Origin of the sequence: Klebsiella sp. CN_Kp073, assembly GCF_040065495.2 — a bacterium.
Classification (GTDB): domain Bacteria; phylum Pseudomonadota; class Gammaproteobacteria; order Enterobacterales; family Enterobacteriaceae; genus Klebsiella; species Klebsiella aerogenes.
In genome coordinates this window covers 4,688,111-4,704,237 of sequence record NZ_CM198051.1, presented here as the reverse complement: position 1 = coordinate 4,704,237, position 16,127 = coordinate 4,688,111, and the positions used below count along the sequence as shown (strand labels likewise).

Annotated in this window: 11 protein-coding genes, 1 tRNA gene and 2 pseudogenes; 7 read left to right on the top strand and 7 right to left on the bottom strand. The window is 49.1% G+C overall.

Annotated elements, in window-relative coordinates:
- Positions 1 to 262 precede the first annotated feature (262 nt).
- The 3 genes and pseudogenes from ABLV66_RS22655 to ABLV66_RS22645 all read left to right on the top strand — a co-directional run bounded on the left by ABLV66_RS22655 (position 263) and on the right by ABLV66_RS22645 (position 6,687).
- A tRNA-Leu gene (locus tag ABLV66_RS22655) sits at positions 263 to 347 on the top strand.
- Positions 348 to 569: 222 nt separating this feature from the next.
- Positions 570 to 1,814, top strand: a pseudogene (locus tag ABLV66_RS22650) (tyrosine-type recombinase/integrase); the annotation flags it as partial.
- A gap of 1,009 nt (positions 1,815 to 2,823) precedes the next feature.
- On the top strand, positions 2,824 to 6,687 hold the full coding sequence (locus tag ABLV66_RS22645; protein WP_348876750.1) for a DUF4365 domain-containing protein: 3,864 nt from the start codon (positions 2,824 to 2,826) through the stop codon (positions 6,685 to 6,687).
- Positions 6,688 to 6,772: 85 nt separating this feature from the next.
- Here the strand turns inward: ABLV66_RS22645 and ABLV66_RS22640 are convergent.
- Positions 6,773 to 7,315: pseudogene (locus ABLV66_RS22640) on the bottom strand (Fic family protein); the annotation flags it as partial.
- A gap of 188 nt (positions 7,316 to 7,503) precedes the next feature.
- Between ABLV66_RS22640 and ABLV66_RS22635 the strand changes: the two are divergent.
- Complete coding sequence (locus tag ABLV66_RS22635) at positions 7,504 to 7,770, top strand: hypothetical protein (protein WP_079820401.1); 267 nt, start codon at positions 7,504 to 7,506, stop codon at positions 7,768 to 7,770.
- A 111-nt stretch (positions 7,771 to 7,881) separates the two neighbouring features.
- Positions 7,882 to 8,535: an HNH endonuclease gene (locus ABLV66_RS22630; protein WP_348876751.1), complete on the top strand. Its 654-nt coding sequence runs from the start codon at positions 7,882 to 7,884 to the stop codon at positions 8,533 to 8,535.
- Between the two features lie 44 nt (positions 8,536 to 8,579).
- Here ABLV66_RS22630 and mobH read toward each other — a convergent pair whose 3' ends face one another.
- Complete coding sequence (mobH, locus tag ABLV66_RS22625; protein ID WP_348876752.1) at positions 8,580 to 10,169, bottom strand: MobH family relaxase; 1,590 nt, start codon at positions 10,167 to 10,169, stop codon at positions 8,580 to 8,582.
- Between the two features lie 190 nt (positions 10,170 to 10,359).
- Here mobH and ABLV66_RS22620 point away from each other — a divergent pair, with 190 nt between their 5' ends.
- On the top strand, positions 10,360 to 10,812 hold the full coding sequence (locus ABLV66_RS22620; protein ID WP_348876753.1) for a hypothetical protein: 453 nt from the start codon (positions 10,360 to 10,362) through the stop codon (positions 10,810 to 10,812).
- A gap of 73 nt (positions 10,813 to 10,885) precedes the next feature.
- On the opposite strand, the gene ABLV66_RS22615 is transcribed toward ABLV66_RS22620, so the two are convergent.
- From ABLV66_RS22615 to ABLV66_RS22605, 3 genes are all read right to left on the bottom strand, one after another.
- The gene (locus ABLV66_RS22615) at positions 10,886 to 11,257 is read right to left on the bottom strand and encodes a hypothetical protein (protein WP_045330717.1); all 372 of its coding nucleotides are present in this window, start codon (positions 11,255 to 11,257) and stop codon (positions 10,886 to 10,888) included.
- A 65-nt stretch (positions 11,258 to 11,322) separates the two neighbouring features.
- The gene (locus ABLV66_RS22610; protein WP_348876754.1) at positions 11,323 to 12,228 is read right to left on the bottom strand and encodes an ArdC family protein; all 906 of its coding nucleotides are present in this window, start codon (positions 12,226 to 12,228) and stop codon (positions 11,323 to 11,325) included.
- A gap of 64 nt (positions 12,229 to 12,292) precedes the next feature.
- On the bottom strand, positions 12,293 to 12,583 hold the full coding sequence (locus ABLV66_RS22605) for a hypothetical protein (RefSeq protein WP_348876756.1): 291 nt from the start codon (positions 12,581 to 12,583) through the stop codon (positions 12,293 to 12,295).
- Positions 12,584 to 12,916: 333 nt separating this feature from the next.
- On the opposite strand from ABLV66_RS22605, the gene glgS reads away from it, so the two are divergent.
- Positions 12,917 to 13,117: a cell surface composition regulator GlgS gene (gene glgS, locus ABLV66_RS22600; protein WP_001561269.1), complete on the top strand. Its 201-nt coding sequence runs from the start codon at positions 12,917 to 12,919 to the stop codon at positions 13,115 to 13,117.
- A 144-nt stretch (positions 13,118 to 13,261) separates the two neighbouring features.
- On the opposite strand, the gene ABLV66_RS22595 is transcribed toward glgS, so the two are convergent.
- Together ABLV66_RS22595 and ABLV66_RS22590 are read right to left on the bottom strand one after the other, a co-directional pair.
- Positions 13,262 to 14,764 carry a conjugal transfer protein TraG N-terminal domain-containing protein gene (locus tag ABLV66_RS22595; RefSeq protein ID WP_348876757.1) on the bottom strand — a complete coding sequence of 501 codons (1,503 nt, stop codon included), beginning with the start codon at positions 14,762 to 14,764 and terminating at the stop codon, positions 13,262 to 13,264.
- On the bottom strand, positions 14,761 to 16,122 hold the full coding sequence (locus ABLV66_RS22590) for an integrating conjugative element protein (protein WP_348876758.1): 1,362 nt from the start codon (positions 16,120 to 16,122) through the stop codon (positions 14,761 to 14,763). The genes ABLV66_RS22595 and ABLV66_RS22590 overlap by 4 nt, the downstream gene beginning before the upstream one ends.
- Positions 16,123 to 16,127: the final 5 nt, after the last annotated feature.

Sequence of the window (16,127 nt, the reverse complement as noted above, 5' to 3'; positions counted from 1 at the left end):
ACGTTGACGCGATGAGGGTGTAATGTGAGATGGATTTGAGAAAAGTTGGGGCGGAATTGGTGATGTGTCGGTCGTAGTGGCAGGGAAGCGAAGGCCAGGGAGCCGGTTTGTTGCGCATTGATGGCTGAAAAGTGTGACGCTGCACCACTCGTTTATGGGATTGCGCTGTTTTTTTCAACACTTAGCACGACTGATGCACGCTGTTGCTTGCATGGTGGCTATCGACAGGTATAATCCAAAACGTTTTCCGTATCCCTTCAGTGCCGAAGTGGCGAAATCGGTAGACGCAGTTGATTCAAAATCAACCGTAGAAATACGTGCCGGTTCGAGTCCGGCCTTCGGCACCAAGCGATGCAATAATTAGCTACCTAAGGGTGGCTTTTTTTGTGTCCATTTTCGTCCAAATTCGTCCATATCCATTTGTAATTCAAAGATAATTTATTTTTCGGCAATAACCATATTTATTTTGCGGCCTTTCCGTGTTGGTCATTTTTCATCCATTGACATCCACGCGATTTGGGGGCCAAATTGGGGGCTTAGACGTAGTTCGATAATAGTGAGGCCCCCAAATGGCACTAACAGATCGCGCTATAGTCCACGCCAAGCCTTGTGGCAAGCCGTATAAGCTCAGTGACTCGCATGGACTTTACCTGCTGGTTAACCCTAACGGTTCAAAACGCTGGTACATCAAGTACCGCTTTGTAAACAAAGAGAAAAAGCTCGCTTTAGGACCTTATCCGCTTTTGACGCTTGCACAGGCAAGACGCATGCGTGAAGAGGCCCAATTACTGCTGATTTCCGGCATCGATCCGAGCGCACACCGAAAGGCTGAACGCCTTGCTATAACGCCGGAACATACGTTTGAGTCTGTGGCACGCGAATGGATCACCAGTAACGTGAACTGGTCGGCGGAACATAAGAAGCGGGTGCTGCGTTACTTCGAGCTTTATGTGTTCCCCACGAACGGCAGCTGTGACATCACCAAAATGAAGGTTAAAGACCTGCTGGTACCCATCAAAGAGGTGGAGAAAGCGGGCAAGCTGGATGTTGCTTCCCGGCTTCAGCAGCGCACTGCCTGCGTGATGCGCTACGCCGTCCAGAACGGCATTATCGATCATAACCCCGCATCAGATTTAACCGGGGCGGTCTCTACGCCCAAAGTACGCCATCATCCTGCATTGGATCTGAATCTTATCCCTGATTTCCTGGAAAGAATCGACGATTACAAAGGCCGTCAACTGACTCAACTGGCGGTAAAGCTGGCGCTGCTGCTGTTTATCCGTTCCAGCGAACTGCGCTTTGCCCGCTGGGATGAAATTGACCTGCGTAACGCCATGTGGACAATCCCCGCCGAGCGTGAGCCGATCCCCGGCGTTAAATATTCAGCGCGTGGGGCGAAGATGCACTCCCCACACCTGGTCCCATTGTCACGTCAGGCCATCGAACTGCTGCACGAGGTGCGGCAGCATTGCCGACCGGGAACTGAACTGGTGTTCCCCGGCGATCACAATTACCGCAAACCGATGAGCGAAAACACCATCAACAAAGCATTGCGAGTGATGGGCTACGACACCCAGAAAGATGTCTGCGGCCACGGTTTTCGCACTATGGCCTGTAGCGCGCTGGTAGAGTCAGGCCTGTGGTCAAGCGATGCGGTAGAGCGCCAGATGAGCCATCAGGAGCGCAAGCGCGTGCGGGCGGCGTATATTCATAAGGCGCAGCATCTCGAAGAACGTCGGGAGATGATGCAGTGGTGGGCGGATTATCTGGATGCAAACCGGTTCAGGCATGTGGTGCCGTATGGCTTTAAAAAGTCGCCGGGAGGTGCACTCGACCATATGAGTTTCCAGGAGCGCAATGACCGGCAGCTAGAGGAGCTGAAAGCCAGAATACTGGCCGACTCAGAATGGCTGACGGCGTCTGAATTATCGGCAAAAGCGGGCTTTCGTTCCGCCGATCCTGATGCTGGCCCGAAAGGCTGGAAAGCCGCCGGGAAGATTTTCTCGCTGAAGGTCGACGGGGAGGATTTGTACCCGGATTATGTTCTGGATGAGAAAATGCGGCCTCTCAAGGTTGTCAGGCTGATTCTGTCGCTGTTCAAGGAGCGTAAAACGCCGTGGGGGCTGGCTATCTGGTTCGGTTCGGCAAACCGCAGGTTGAGAGGTAGGAAGCCGAAAGATTTGCTGATTTCGAAGTCAGAGTTGGTTCTGATGGCGGCGCAGGATGAGGTTGAGTCGGGGGAGTAGGGGGATTCAGACCATCCATGCATCTACAAGCCGATGGAACAATGAGCCCAGTAAGGTATTAAAACATTGATTAAATCGCGAGGCGTGGATGTGCGAATTTCTTGTGCGTAACTTCTAGCGAAACTTTGATTTTCGTGGAGGGCTTCTCTATTTCAATAGCCGTGGGGGTTACTACTGAACGAACTATGTATGCACGAGAAGGCTCAGTATAGGACTCATGCGTTTTTTGTTTCCACTCATGATGGCCCTCAACGGTTAAATTTTTAGCTCAGAAAAATCGAAGGTTAGACGTTATACCAAGTTTTCTACACAATTTCACATAATATAAATGTAATCCAGTACTCAGGAAATACCATGTGAAGCTAATCCCACTAGTATACAATCGACGAACCTTCCATGCGTTGGTCACATCCGAGCATATGGGGCTATTCGCTGCATATAGAAACGTTTTAGCTATCTGGATGAACGGGATACTTACAATAGGAGCTGGGATCCGCTAGCAGTCTAGAAAAACTGGATGGCCGCCGTATATCCTATCTAATAAGAATTAAATCTTAAGTCTCATGAGGATTCTGATATGACTCAACTGCCGAATGATAGTCAAAGCCAGGAAATTGGTAGATTGGCACAACGTGCACTTTCAACAAAAATACCGCGAGCATGGATAGAAACCCCAATGTCCGGTGATTCTGATTATGGCATTGATTATCAAATTCAATTAAAAAATCCACAGGAGCAAGTTGAATTTAGTTTTTATCTTCAATTGAAAGGAACGACTAACCCTTCATTTAACTCTGATGGTACCTTAAGCTTCGCATTTAGATGCTCAACATTAAATTTTTACCACTCTCAAGAACCGTTAGTGATGGTTGCAGTTGTAAACCTTAAAGATAATATGGATGAGGTATATAATTGCCCTATATATTATCTATGGCTCGACGATGAATGGTTTAAAATTTACGAAGAGAAGCTAAAAACACAGGAGTCCATTACTCTCCGAATTCCAACAGGTCAGTTATTAACAACAAAGTTAGATGTTTATGATTTCTATAGAAATAGATTCCAAGAGCGAATGGCACTAACTGATTTGAGCCGTGAAATAAAACCGCATACTGAAGACATCATTGAAACTATCAGTCATATTAAAAATACAATTACAGATAAGCCATTTTTTTTAAAGGCGATAGAACATAGCGGTGATGAACCTTGGATTGAGAATCCAGAAGGGTACTACCCTACTGAGCTGAAACGAATTGAAATCCATCAAAACAACAATAGATTAAGCTCTGCCAGAAGAATAATAGAAGATTTAGAACGTAATTTGGACTCAATGGATTCTCACGAAATAGCAGAGTTATGGTATCAAAAAGCTAATTTAATGTTGCTTTTAGATAAGTCAGAGGAGTCTCTTGGGTTATATAAAGATGCAAGGAATCTATCTGGGAAAATAAGATACGTAGTGGCTTATCTCGAGGCGATATTAAGATTTCAACCATCTCAGCAAGCTCGGAATATACTTACCAGTCTCGAAGGATATCCCAATAACGATAAAAGGATTGTCTTTCTTAAAGCTAAGTGCATGGCTCTAATCGGTTGCGCGAAAGAAGCAATTATTCTGATATGTGATAATCATCCTGATTATATTGCCGCAAAGTTGATAGTTTATACTATTATAGATGACAAAGTTCAATTAGATAGTTTGATTGATACGATAGATATTGAATCATTAAAATCTGTTCGAGAAAAACTCTTTATTCACTTCTTGGCCGGAAGAAGAGCTTATCTTAAAGCTAATAATGAAGTTATACAATATGATGAAATAATTCCAATTTCTGGCTTACCTGGTGCTGATTTAACTCTGATGCAAAAATCCTATAGGCATTACAGACAAGCTTGGGATTTAACAGAGGAACTTGGATACCCTCAGGACTTTACTCTCTTACTAGATATTAGTCCATTAGTATTTACTTACTTCAACAATATGCAAGAGCTTTTTAGGCATTTTGATAATATTCTCAAAGAAAGACCTGAGCATTCTGAAGTTATTCATGTTTATTCTAGGTTGGTTTTTAATAAGCAAGATTATAAAAAAGCTATAATTTTATTGAGAAATAAAAAATGTGAACTTGAATTGGATGACCAGGTATTACTTTTTTTATCATATTATAATATTAAAAAATATCCAGAAGCATTTGATGTATTTAAAGATATAGCTGATGAAGTCTTGAATTCAAAAATAAATAATAAATCTAGCTTGTTTTATGTCGCTTCTAGGGTTGCAAAGGAATTGTTTGAAGTTGATGCTTCCGAATATTATATGTCTCGCGTTAAAATGTTTCCTGATGCAGACGCTGTAATAGCACTATCGGAGTTCATAGATAGTACAGAGAAAGATAAGTCAAATATAGGTCTAAGCCTAGATATGTTGTATCGAAAATACATTGAGCTAGGTAGACCACTTTTTCTGGCTGAGCAGTTAATAAATAACTTACAGGTGAATACAAGCGAAGATGCTGATAAGTTTATAGATGTTGCAACCACAATTACCAAACATCACGAACTTAATGAATATGATAATTTTCATTATGCCAACTCATTAATAACTAAATGTGATTACGAAAGAGCATTAGTGATAATAAACAAATCCTTGCAAAAGGAGCATATTGATCCTAATTGGCATTTGCTTAAGGCGTTAGCTCTTCATAACAATGGAGAGCCCGGCTTAGCCATTGACTGCATTGGTAAAGTGTTGCAAAATTCACAGCTGTCTCATGATACTCTTAAAATGTACATCCAGCTTTGTATACAGTTTGGAATGGCAAATGAAGTTGAAAAAACAATTATTGAGGTAATATCTAAAAGTAATGATGTCTCTATAAAAGTTAGGTTCTTGATTCAATTATTTAATATTTATAGTAAGGATGAAGAGAACAAAGATAAAAGATTGCCGGTTCTACGTCAAATCGGAAAGCATGTAAATCAGGATGATTGTGATGAAGAGGGTAGTTTTTTAATGCTAATGTTAACATCCCAACGGACTGACGATGAACTAGAGTTCGCTGAATGGCAACAACGCTTGATTAATTATACAACAAAATTCCCCGATTCAGCTCGATTAAAACGAGCTGAAATAAATCCTGATGCACCAGCAGAAGAACTTCTTGAAACTTTGAATAAATTAGCAGGAGTTACCCCTGAAAAAATTCAGTGGTGGGAAAACAACAAACTGCAGATTCGTAATGGTTCATTAAGAGTACCATTCGCCATGCGTGGATATTTCTTGAAGGATACGCGTGATATCTTTACTACATGGTCGTTATCTAAGTTCACATCAGAGGAAAGTCTTGAGTTCAAAATTCGCCATGCCGGTTTTAGTCCGCAACCTGATTTTGACACTCTTGTTGATGATGCTTCTACTTTCATATTTGAAGAAACAACCTTGTTGATTTTGTCTGAATTGAATATTTTAGACCAGTTTTTTAGTAAGTTGAAACGATTTGCTCTTCTAAGTACTTCTTTCAAAAATATTAGTACACATGCTCACAGCTATATGAAGTCTGATACTTCAAATGTTGCTGAAAAAATAATGTCAGCAATTAATAATCATCGAAATAAACTTAAGTTATTAGATTGTCATGGCAAGAATATCATTGATGATTATACAAGTGCAGTAATAGATAAAGGCTATGTTTTATTGTCAGATGATATTGATATGCAAAGTTTTGTTCTTGCTGCTACAACTAAAAAAATATCTGCAAATAGTGTTAATGTGATATTATTTCTTATGGAGCGTGATATTTTAACACAAGGTGGTGCTTACGATCTCATAGCTAAATTATGTGATTTAGGTATTTATCAACCAAACATGAGCATTCAGCTATTATCAGATATCTATTATTACTATTTTTTACAATGTGGTGGTGATAATATTTTCAGTACGAATTTTACTAAAGTATACGATAGTATATTCTCGTCATTGCACACTACAACCAATGCAGCATCTGTTCTTATTCACATGCTAGTTAATGCTTCTGCTTTTGAAAAACCATTGCCAACCCCTAATGTTTTGCAAATTTTGTTACGCACGCTTATAGAGCGTAATCCATTCACATCACTAGACAGGTTCGTAACTATTTGGTTCATTCAACAATGTACTTTTAGTTTGAGTGAAAATGCTGAAGATATCAGCGTGCACTCAAGTGAATTGAGTGTTAAAATATTTGGATTGTATAAAGAAGTCATGTGTGACCTTGATCCGGCTTATGACGATGAAGATAAAATAATATCATCAATTATTGATTCACTAAAAAGTGTTGATAAAGAAAAACGTTCTCAAATCTTCACTGCGGTAAAAAGATGTTTTAAGCCTCTTACGCACTCTGCTCTTACACTACAAAGCAAATACCAATCTATGAAATTTAATGATCAATATTTCTTTTGATTTTTAAACTATAAAACAGCTCAGTCTGCTTTGACTGGGCTGGCAGCATTTGTTACAGGCATGGGGTCAGTCCAGTTCACCTCTTCCCGTCCGGAAAGGGGTGGATGCACTCAAACTGATAGTGCGTAATAGCCATTTTCACCAATGGCTCTTAATCAGCGTCACCGTGTATGAAACGCTCCAGGTTCGCCAGTAAGTTACGGATAGCATCTTCACCTGCTGGTGGTGTGTACACACTCTATTATTCTGATCGCACAATACTGTGCCCGGTATTTTCCTGATATCGGTTTCCACTGCGCATAATTTGGTGCAGATAGCGATCGCGGTGTTTATGCAGAGTGGATAGGTCTTAAGATAGGTATAACCATCATAGAGCGCCGTACGATAGCGCAACGCTTCTTTAGTTGCTGGATCTGCATCATTCGTATGCTGAAAGAGTTGATCGCTGGTTGTTATGATGTTCTCAATGCGTGAAGAATCTTTTGCTTACAGCATCGAGAGGATGTTGATCAACAATCCCTGATCAGGGATTAGTTCACCCGCGCCTTTCAACTCTGCAATTGCTACGCGCACTTATATATGCTTTGGGTACATTGTGTGTTTTAATCCGCTTCAGATTAGGTGACAGTTTTGTTAGGGCGGTGTAAGGGGCTCTGGGTTTTAGTTCATATGTTTATAAAAACTGTTTTCATCGACATATCCTAAGAGGTTCAACATAGGCTAGTGGAAGCCATCCGGCAGAGGTTGCAAACGCGAAAAATGCCCCTATTTCATGGCTAATTAACCGCGTAATTATAGCCATGGAGGAAACTACCGATGTTACCCCGGACACACCGCCAGCTCGTGAGCGTTGAAGTGATGTGGCCTGCTCAGACGCTACCACTTCCCCTGCAACAGGTAGTCGAAGCATTGAATCAGGGCGAAACGCCCGATCAGATTATTATCCGCATGAACCAACAGGGCCTGCTGGCGTGGCGTGAGGATGCATCCGTGCAGGATACACACGATATCTTTCAGGTACGGCTGGACAATCAGCATGAAGCGCGGTTTCTCTGCCGCTACGTTACGCTGCCGCTGCACTGATGTCCGTATCCCGGTAACGCGAAATTGAAGAGTGCTGTTTATCACCGGATAAATTAATATGCTATAAAATAAAGATTTAGCATATGTCATTTCAGGGATGATGAGTTGTAAATGAAGAAGAAACTGCCAGACCAGCTTACCAGGGAATGCATTATTGCGGCTATGCGCGCCTATGATGAAGGTGTACGCCACCAGTTCAGCGAGTCCCGGCTGTATGATGTGGTCTTTGAAGGGCGCAGTTATCCACCGAAAGCTATAGTCAGTATTGCTGCTTCAAATATGACAGGCGTTGAGTTTTCCCCTGAAGATTTTAGTGGTGGTATCAAGTCGAAATGCGTCAAGTTGCTTACCGATCAAGGGTTTCAGATCGTTGAGAAAAATTTGGATAACGAGCAGCCCGCCATCAGTATTTTTCCTGATGAACTGCCGCCGCAGAGCGTATTTAATGAAGGTGCAGCTACGCAGGTAACGGTTAACCGCTATGAACGCGACCGTAAGGCCCGTCAGGCCGCATTAGCCTGGCATGGTTGTCTGTGCAGAGTATGTGGTATTGATATGATGAAGGTGTATGGTGAGATAGCAAAAGGTTTTATCCATATACATCACCTGATTCCGCTATCAGACATCAAAGAGAATTACTCTCTGGATCCCAAAAAAGATCTTATTCCCGTCTGCCCTAATTGCCACGCCATGTTGCATCGGCGTAATCCGCCTTTTTCGCCTGAAGAATTGAAATCAATTATTGAATATCATGCGGCTCTTTAGGTATTAAAGCCCATTCGCTGTAGCTCGGTGGAAGAGATAAATTGCTATTCGCGCAGCAACTTCAGCCACGGATTATTCATCTGCACTTTCTCCCCAAACACCAGCCCAGGATCCTCCATCAGAAACCCTTTCAACAGACTACTTTTCTTTTGTGGCGCGCGAACCTCGCAGGTCCAGATAAAACTGTCATCATTACAGCGCAGGGCCAGCCCTGACTCCTGAAACATTCGCTGTGCCAGTTTCCAGCCGTCGCCGGTATCGCCTGTAGTTTCTGCTGCGTATATCTTAAAGATCCCCGGCGAAATCAAAAAAAGATGGTTTTCCACCACATGTACCTTGCCGTTCCGGGTATTCACCGTGGCTGAAGAACTGGTGTGGTTCTTCAGCCACTGCAGGAAATTATTATTGTCACCAAGTCTCGGGTCGTCTGCTATCTCTGGCAGCGGTTGAGTGGGAGCGCTAAGTTCAGGGACGGGTTCAGCTTCGCTTACCGGCGTCACATCACCGGCAAAACAGGCGGGACGTTGTTCGCTTGGTTCCCATATTGCAGACGGCGTCAGGCGCAGCAGCGTCAGCGGTTCAACGGGCGACCAGCCCTTATCTGATCGGATAATGCAGCGCCAGATCGCTTTATCCTCATTGGCAACGATAAGCTGATGTGCCAGCAGTTCGTCAAACAGGCGGTTATTATTTTCCGGTACGCTGGCTACGCCATGCTGGAGCAGCCAGGCGCGAACCCGGTCGGCGGTGGTTTTGCTGATAAGCCACAGCGCATCCTCCGTCAACCAGCCATCTGATCCGCATTCGGGATTATTGAGCCGGTACTCGTTCTGTACCAGCGACCGCAAGGCTGTAAGAAGTTGCTGGGGGAAGGAAGAGGGCTTTTGCGCCAGCGCGGTTTTGATATCGCCGCCGAGGTATCGGGCGACAGAGGCTTTATCGGCCTGCTGCACCAGTTCAGCCAGTGCGCCAACCCTTTCGTAGTGTCCGGTGAGCTGATAAATCAGGGACGCAAAAGCCGCCGGGTATCCGGCCAGCCAGTCCAGTAATGGCGAGGGTATCAACTGATTAATCAGCATTGCGCCAGCCGCCGGATGCAGATGATAGTCGCGACTGTGGCTCTCGTACTGCCAGCGATAAGGCTGCACCAGATTACCCTGCCACGGATGCCAGCGGGTGCCATCACGTTGATGAATCTCCATATCCACGGCGATTTTTCCCGTATCGTGCAGCAATGCTGCGCAGACTACCGTGACCGTCCATGCGCTGGCCTGTCGGGCCTGTTCTTCCGCACCCGCTTCTGGTGGCAACAGGTAACCCTGGCGCAGTCGGATGGCGTTGCAGGCAACCTCCAGCGAATGATCCAGTAGCCCACCGGGGATGGAATGGTGATGATTTTGGGAGGCGGGTAGCAGCTGTACCAGTGCTGCGAAGCGATTAATCGCCGTGAGGAGCCAGCTATCGAACAGGGTATCCGGCAGTGGGGTCAGTTGCCGTAACTGGTGCAAACAGGACTGGCGTAACGGCGTCGCCAGCAATTGTTCTGCGGATTGTGGCGCAAACCAACCCTCTGGCAGCGTAGCGTCTGGCGCAGGTGGCTGGCTCTGGGGTGGTCTTTTTAGCCACTTCAGCATATTTCCCCTTTCCGGGCAGGCCCCTTTGCCCTTGTCGCCCTTCCTTTGCAGTGTCTCCCTTTGGGCTTTTTGCGTGCAGCAGATTTTTTTGTCAGCCAAGAACAGTTAAACGTTGTGCTTATCTCAACGGACAAATTTTGTTCAATATGGTACTGGTGGCTGAAATAATGCGATCGGTGAGGCCAATGTTATGGTGCAAGTGAACCACACAGCGTTGGATGGAAAAATAGCAGGTAATTTGTGCACTTTGATTGATGAAAAAGCACTGGCGCAGGCCAGAGGGCAATTGGTTGCACAGGGCTGGCTGACAGCAGATGAAATATCCCTGTTGACGGATTTCACTCCTGAACAGTTTGCTAATTGGAAATGCGAGCACTGTATTTTCTCGGTACATAAAAATGGTGTAGGGGAGGTATTTCCTTGTTATGCGTTAGATGAAAACCTGCGGCCATTACCAGTGATGAAATCGATTCTGGATATTCTGACAAAGGTGAAAGCGCCATGGGGCATAGCCGAGTGGTTCGCCACCTCAAATGATTTATTGGCAGGCAAGACACCGGAGGAGATGCTATCGCGCTATCCGGCCAATGTAATTCAGGCGGCGGAAACCGAAGCATGGCAACTCATCGATGGTGCAGAATAGACGCAGTCAGGGCATATTCTTTTTTCTCCGACCGAGTATTAAAGTGACCGACGTATTGTCGGCCACTTTAAAACTACCACCAGGCATAAAACATCAGCCTGTCTCGCTCAAAATCAAACGTCTCCAGCGTCTCCTTCACCCAGAGGGTGACGGCGCGGACATCTTTCCAGTAGTGCTCTCCATAATCGGTATAACCATAGAAAAAGCCATCAATCGTCGGATAAACCGCGCCGCAGTTATCCGGCGTCAGGCTCTGCAGGTCGCTCAGAAGCGCCTGCAAATGTGCTTTTGTGACTTCTAACAGCACCTGGTTGCGCACCAGCCCGACGTGTTTATCCACCCATTTGAGTAACGGGTTCACCTTGCGGAAATAACCTACTCTGGTGTACTGGCTTTCATCGGGCGCGTTTTTTGCCCGTTCGAAAAAGAAGAGATCGAGTCCCATATATCACTCCAGAAAAAAAGGGGAGCAACTCCCCGGCGGGGAAGGCTCCCCGTGCGGGTGGGCTGTCAGGCGCTAAGCTGACAGGGTTGTGGTACAGCGTTGAGCAGCCATTCACTGGCGTGGCGCGCCATACCGCTGGCGCGGATCACTGCCCGCTTGTCCTGGCGCAGGATGTTCAGCCAGGACCCGATATAGCTGGCGTGCTGGAGCCTGCCCTGAATGCCGCAATGGGCGCACAGGAAGGCGCTACCCATCTCCGCCACTAACTCTTCAGCGGCGTAGAGCGCTTCGGTGCGTTCCGCTCCGGCAATACCAGGGCGGTTCAGGCGTGAAGCGTGACCGGTGGCGTGCGTCAGTTCATGCAGCAGCGTGGCATAGTACGCCTCGCTGCTTTCAAACTGCTGCGGGTGCGGCATCATCACCAGGTCGGTCGCGGGTTTGTAATACGCTTTCGACTGGCGGCGATGGCGCAGCGTCACGCCGCTGTTCATCGCAATGGCTTCGGCCATCTCCACAGGCTTTGCGGGTCGGGTAAACGGCTCGGACAGCGACTGCGGCAGGCCGTCGCACTGCGACAGGTTAAACAGCCTAAATTCACGAATGATCCCGAAATGCCGTACCTTCGGCTCACCGTCTTTATCCAGCAACGGCTGGCCGAGTGCGTCGGTCTCTTCCTGCGTACGCGGCAGATACAACACCGCCAGAGAGGATTTCTCCCCCCGGCGCACCTGCCCGCCGAGCGCGCTGACCTGATGGAACGTCAGCCAGCGGTCGCTGGCGAAGCTCTGCTTGTCGGCGCTGTTCCACAGCAGCGGCACGTTGATGCCGTGATACGCTCGACCGGATAACGCATTGATCGGGAACGGCGGCTCGCCATCGCGCCACGGGCGGATCCACGGCACATTGCCGTTTTCCAGCTCAGCAATAATCTGGTCGGTGACTTTCTGGTAGATATCGTTACTTCTGTCCATAGTGCGATCCTCATGGAAGAAGCCGGAACCACCTCCATCCGGAAGCGACTCCGGCAGGGAGGGGTTATGCCTGTTCAGCCATCGAGACCTGCACATAGTGGCCGTGATAGTTGAGCGCTAGCGGTAATGCGACAGGGACTTTCATATCGCCCTGCGGCGGCTGGCAGTAGATCGTAAAGGTGACTTTCTTGCGGGACGTCCCGGCGGTGCGCAGGGTCAGCAGTACGGCGAGTAACAGATTGCCCAGCCGTTCTTCCACCTGCTGTGGGTCGGCGGGAAATTCCACAGCGGATTGCCAGACATCAGGGGCGATAACCACCGGCATTAACGACGGTTTTTTATCGAAAAGCGACATGGTGTTTCTCCTGTAAATGAACAGGGAACACCCTTCGCAGGGCGTTTCCCTGCGGGATGGAATGGTACGGGTATCCTGCGCATCTGCGCCGTTCGCACCTTCCGGATACATGGCGAACTTACTGCATGGCTGGCGGTAGTGTTTTCTGCGCGGGTGATAAAAGGGAGGGGAAAATCATTACGGAGTTCTGAAAGTTCTGGCACTCCTGAAATGTGAACGCAGGCAGATTGATGCGCACGCATCGCTCAAAAAATGATCTTTTTCAGGCGGATACTGAAATCAGAAAAGCATATGACCTTGAACAGTAAACACAATGACTGGAGGGATATGCTAATGAACCGACAAGATATAAACGCATTAAAGAATTTTGATTTTCTGGCGCGCAGTTTTGCCCGTATGCACGCCCTGGGCCAGCCAGTGGATATCGACGCCGTGACCGGCAATATGAGTGATGAACAGCAAGCATGGTTCCGGGAGCGATACGACCACTACCGAAAACAGGCTGAGCGGGCGAGAGTGATAGAACTGCGGTGATATAACGAACAACGGGCCTAACGGCCCGTTGCGTATTTTCAGGCTCCAGCTACCTACCACGAAATTGTCACTGACACGACAGTTTATGCGGTGCGCATAAACTCAGCTGCAAGCCCCGTTCATCACACCGTCAGTACGAAATCTTCAGGGAATGCGTGTTTTACTGACGATCATTTTCCCGACCTGTTCGCCAGCGCTGCGGATATCGCCGACCGCGCTGCCCATCACGCCGACGATGGCCGCGCCGATCCTGACGCCTGCCCACGTCAGCGCGCCCAGCCAGAATGCGGGTAACACCAGGAACATCACACCCATAATGATATTCACAATCAGATCGTCGGAGGTGTTTTGCAGGCCCCAGAGGTTGAAGTACGAGTGGGTATCGCTGTCGTACATCATCTGCATCAGCCAGTTATCCAGCCAGCGGGCCAGTTCCCACCAGAAGGTGAGGAAGAACAGGGCGAACTGCACAAAGCTCAGCGTGATGACCGTTTTAAGATCCCATGCCGAGAACAACAGGATCACCGGAATACAGATCACCAGCGCCATTTCGAGGAACGCCTGCACCATCGGCAGCGCCTGGCGCACATTATCAAAAGCCGGAAACAGGGCGTAGCTGGAAAGCCCCGCGCCGATGATCCCGCCTACACGACTCAGCAACTGCGTCTGGCTGAGATTATCTCCCGCACTCCCGCCAAACCCGTTGTACACCAGCCCGCCCTGCGATACCTGCATATTGCGCGGGCTGACCAGCGATCGCAGTACCGCTTCTTCATACTCCTCTTTCGACTGCCCCAGTTTTTGCAGTTGCTGCCAGAGCGTGGTATCGACCTGCTTCAGCAGGCGGTTTTTCAGCCCTGCATCGCCATCGGACCACCACTCCTTACACGCTGGATAGCCACCGCCACCCGTATCGCTCAGGCCATCATCGCGGCTGGCGTCATAAGGCCAGGCGGCACGGGGTGAGCGGGAATGATCGTGGTCGTAATAGCCCGGCGTGGAGAGGTAAAAAGACGATCCCACCCAGTCCACCTCCCGGCTCTGTTCCTCGCTGATATCACTGCCCAGCCGCTTGAGTCGTACCCGCGACGGCCCGTAGCAGTCGTTAACGAAATCCTGTAATTCCTGAGCCAGCGCCGGATCGGCGATCCGGGTATGCTGCACCTCAAAGCGTAGCTGGCGCAGGTCCGGCTTGCAGGGCAGCACCGCGACGGCGGCGCTGGTGATGCCCTTGCCCAGCGAGTGGGTGAAGTACCACCACACCGGCACCGAGGCGCTCTGACCGCTGAGTTCGTTGATCAGCGGCGCATAGCCGGAATCGCCGGGCTGCACCACCGACCAGCCGCACTGCTTCGTCCGCTGGCTATCATAGGTGAGGGTGTTGATATCGATGTTGAGGAACGGCACGCCCGCAAAGAGGATCACCAGCAGGGTGCTGTAGAGCGAGTGCTCCACCCAGACGACCAGCAGGCGGGCGACGTTGCCTTCGTCCGCCCCCTGGCCGCGTGCCTTCAGCCACAGGGCAATCAGTTTTGCCAGCAGGGGCAGGGCGAACAGCCCGGTGGCGGTCAGCGTCTGCCAGACGCCGTTGTTCACCAGCCAGCCGAGCAGGGTGAGCACATACTCGAAATAGCTGTTGGCGGTCATCGCGGACTGTCCGGCTGCGGGTTATTCAACTGATGTAAGCGGCGGTCGCTATCGTCCGGCACTTCCACTGCCTGCCCCTGAAGCTGGTCGCGCTGCTGTTTGCGTTGCAGGATCTGGCTGGCGGTATTGCGCGTCAGCGCCTGGCGGAAATCGAGTTCCAGCTTAAGCTGGTTCAGCTCTTCATCCAGCTGGGCGGTGGTTTTGCCCAGGCTCTCCTGCGCTTCTTTGACGTTGGCGATATTGGGCTCGCGCATGCCCGCGAGCAGCGTGCGTCGGGCCAGCAGCGCCTGTTCGGTAACGCGGGCCAGCGCCAGTTCTCCCGCCAGCCGTTCGGTGAGGACGGCAACATCCGGATCGTCGCGCAGCGCCTCGACCACGCCGCGGGTCAGTTGCATGGATCCGCCGGAGGCTTTCGTCAGGTTGTCGAAGCCAGGTTTCTGACTGCCGTTAACCAGATCTGTCAGGAGAGGCAGGATCTTTGCCTTTTCTTCATCGATCAGCGGATGCAGGCCGATCCCCGCCTGCGCGCCGGAACGTGCATCCGGATCGTCGGTGGCCTGCGCCACGCTGATGGTCTGCTCGCCGACAACGCGGGTCATCCATCCGGCGGCCTCTTCAGGGGATGTCCAGGTGTTACAAAGTTCCCCGTCGCATTCGGAGGCGGTAAGAGACGTGGTGCTGGTGGATGGCTGATGGTTGAGAATATTCCAGCCTGCGGCGGTGGCGTCATGGACTACCTTAATCGGCGGCTGGCCTTTGCCGCCGCGCTTTTCGCCGCCCACCCAGCGTTTACCCTTTTCGGCGGCCTCTTTTGCCGCTTTCTGGTCGGTGCGAATGGCATCGCTGTCACTGGCGGCGAGGGACTGGTAATTTTCCGCTTTAGCTCCGGAAAACCAGGCGGAATCTGTCGCTAAATCGGTCATCTTCTCCGCCATTTTCTGGCAGTTCAGCAGCGACTTATCAAAATCCAGACGCCCCTGCAGCACGCCGTTGGTCAGCAGATCATAAAGCTGCGGATTGGCGCGCTGAATAATCATCGCGGGCAGGCTGGCGACCGCCCCGGTGGCGCTCTGGATAACGTTGCCCATCAGTTGCTGGAAGCCATCGGTGATGCCGTTGAGCTGGTTGCGCACCGTGGTGTCGATGTCGAAATTGCCGCACATCATATCGGCGTTCCAGCCAATCCCCACGCTAAGCGGCGAGGGGCTGCGACGCACGGGGGGCGGCATTACCGCTTCACCGCCGCCAATCTGGTAGTAAAGCAGGTCGTCAACCGCGCCCTGCTTGCGGAAACTGTAGTCATCGGCGGCCACGCAAATCCAGGCGAAAAACAGTAAGACCAGGCAAAGGACTCTCATCACCG

What these genes read in the sequence shown, in the direction of transcription:
- ABLV66_RS22645 (WP_348876750.1), top strand. Translation starts at nt 2,824, where the DNA reads ATGACTCAACTGCCGAATGATAGTCAAAGCCAGGAAATTGGTAGATTG.
- ABLV66_RS22590 (WP_348876758.1), bottom strand. Translation starts at nt 16,122, where the DNA reads ATGAGAGTCCTTTGCCTGGTCTTACTGTTTTTCGCCTGGATTTGCGTG.
- ABLV66_RS22615 (WP_045330717.1), bottom strand. Translation starts at nt 11,257, where the DNA reads ATGGGACTCGATCTCTTCTTTTTCGAACGGGCAAAAAACGCGCCCGAT.
- mobH (WP_348876752.1), bottom strand. Translation starts at nt 10,169, where the DNA reads ATGCTGAAGTGGCTAAAAAGACCACCCCAGAGCCAGCCACCTGCGCCA.
- ABLV66_RS22595 (WP_348876757.1), bottom strand. Translation starts at nt 14,764, where the DNA reads ATGACCGCCAACAGCTATTTCGAGTATGTGCTCACCCTGCTCGGCTGG.
- ABLV66_RS22605 (WP_348876756.1), bottom strand. Translation starts at nt 12,583, where the DNA reads ATGTCGCTTTTCGATAAAAAACCGTCGTTAATGCCGGTGGTTATCGCC.
- ABLV66_RS22620 (WP_348876753.1), top strand. Translation starts at nt 10,360, where the DNA reads ATGGTGCAAGTGAACCACACAGCGTTGGATGGAAAAATAGCAGGTAAT.
- ABLV66_RS22610 (WP_348876754.1), bottom strand. Translation starts at nt 12,228, where the DNA reads ATGGACAGAAGTAACGATATCTACCAGAAAGTCACCGACCAGATTATT.
- glgS (WP_001561269.1), top strand. Translation starts at nt 12,917, where the DNA reads ATGAACCGACAAGATATAAACGCATTAAAGAATTTTGATTTTCTGGCG.
- ABLV66_RS22635 (WP_079820401.1), top strand. Translation starts at nt 7,504, where the DNA reads ATGTTACCCCGGACACACCGCCAGCTCGTGAGCGTTGAAGTGATGTGG.
- ABLV66_RS22630 (WP_348876751.1), top strand. Translation starts at nt 7,882, where the DNA reads ATGAAGAAGAAACTGCCAGACCAGCTTACCAGGGAATGCATTATTGCG.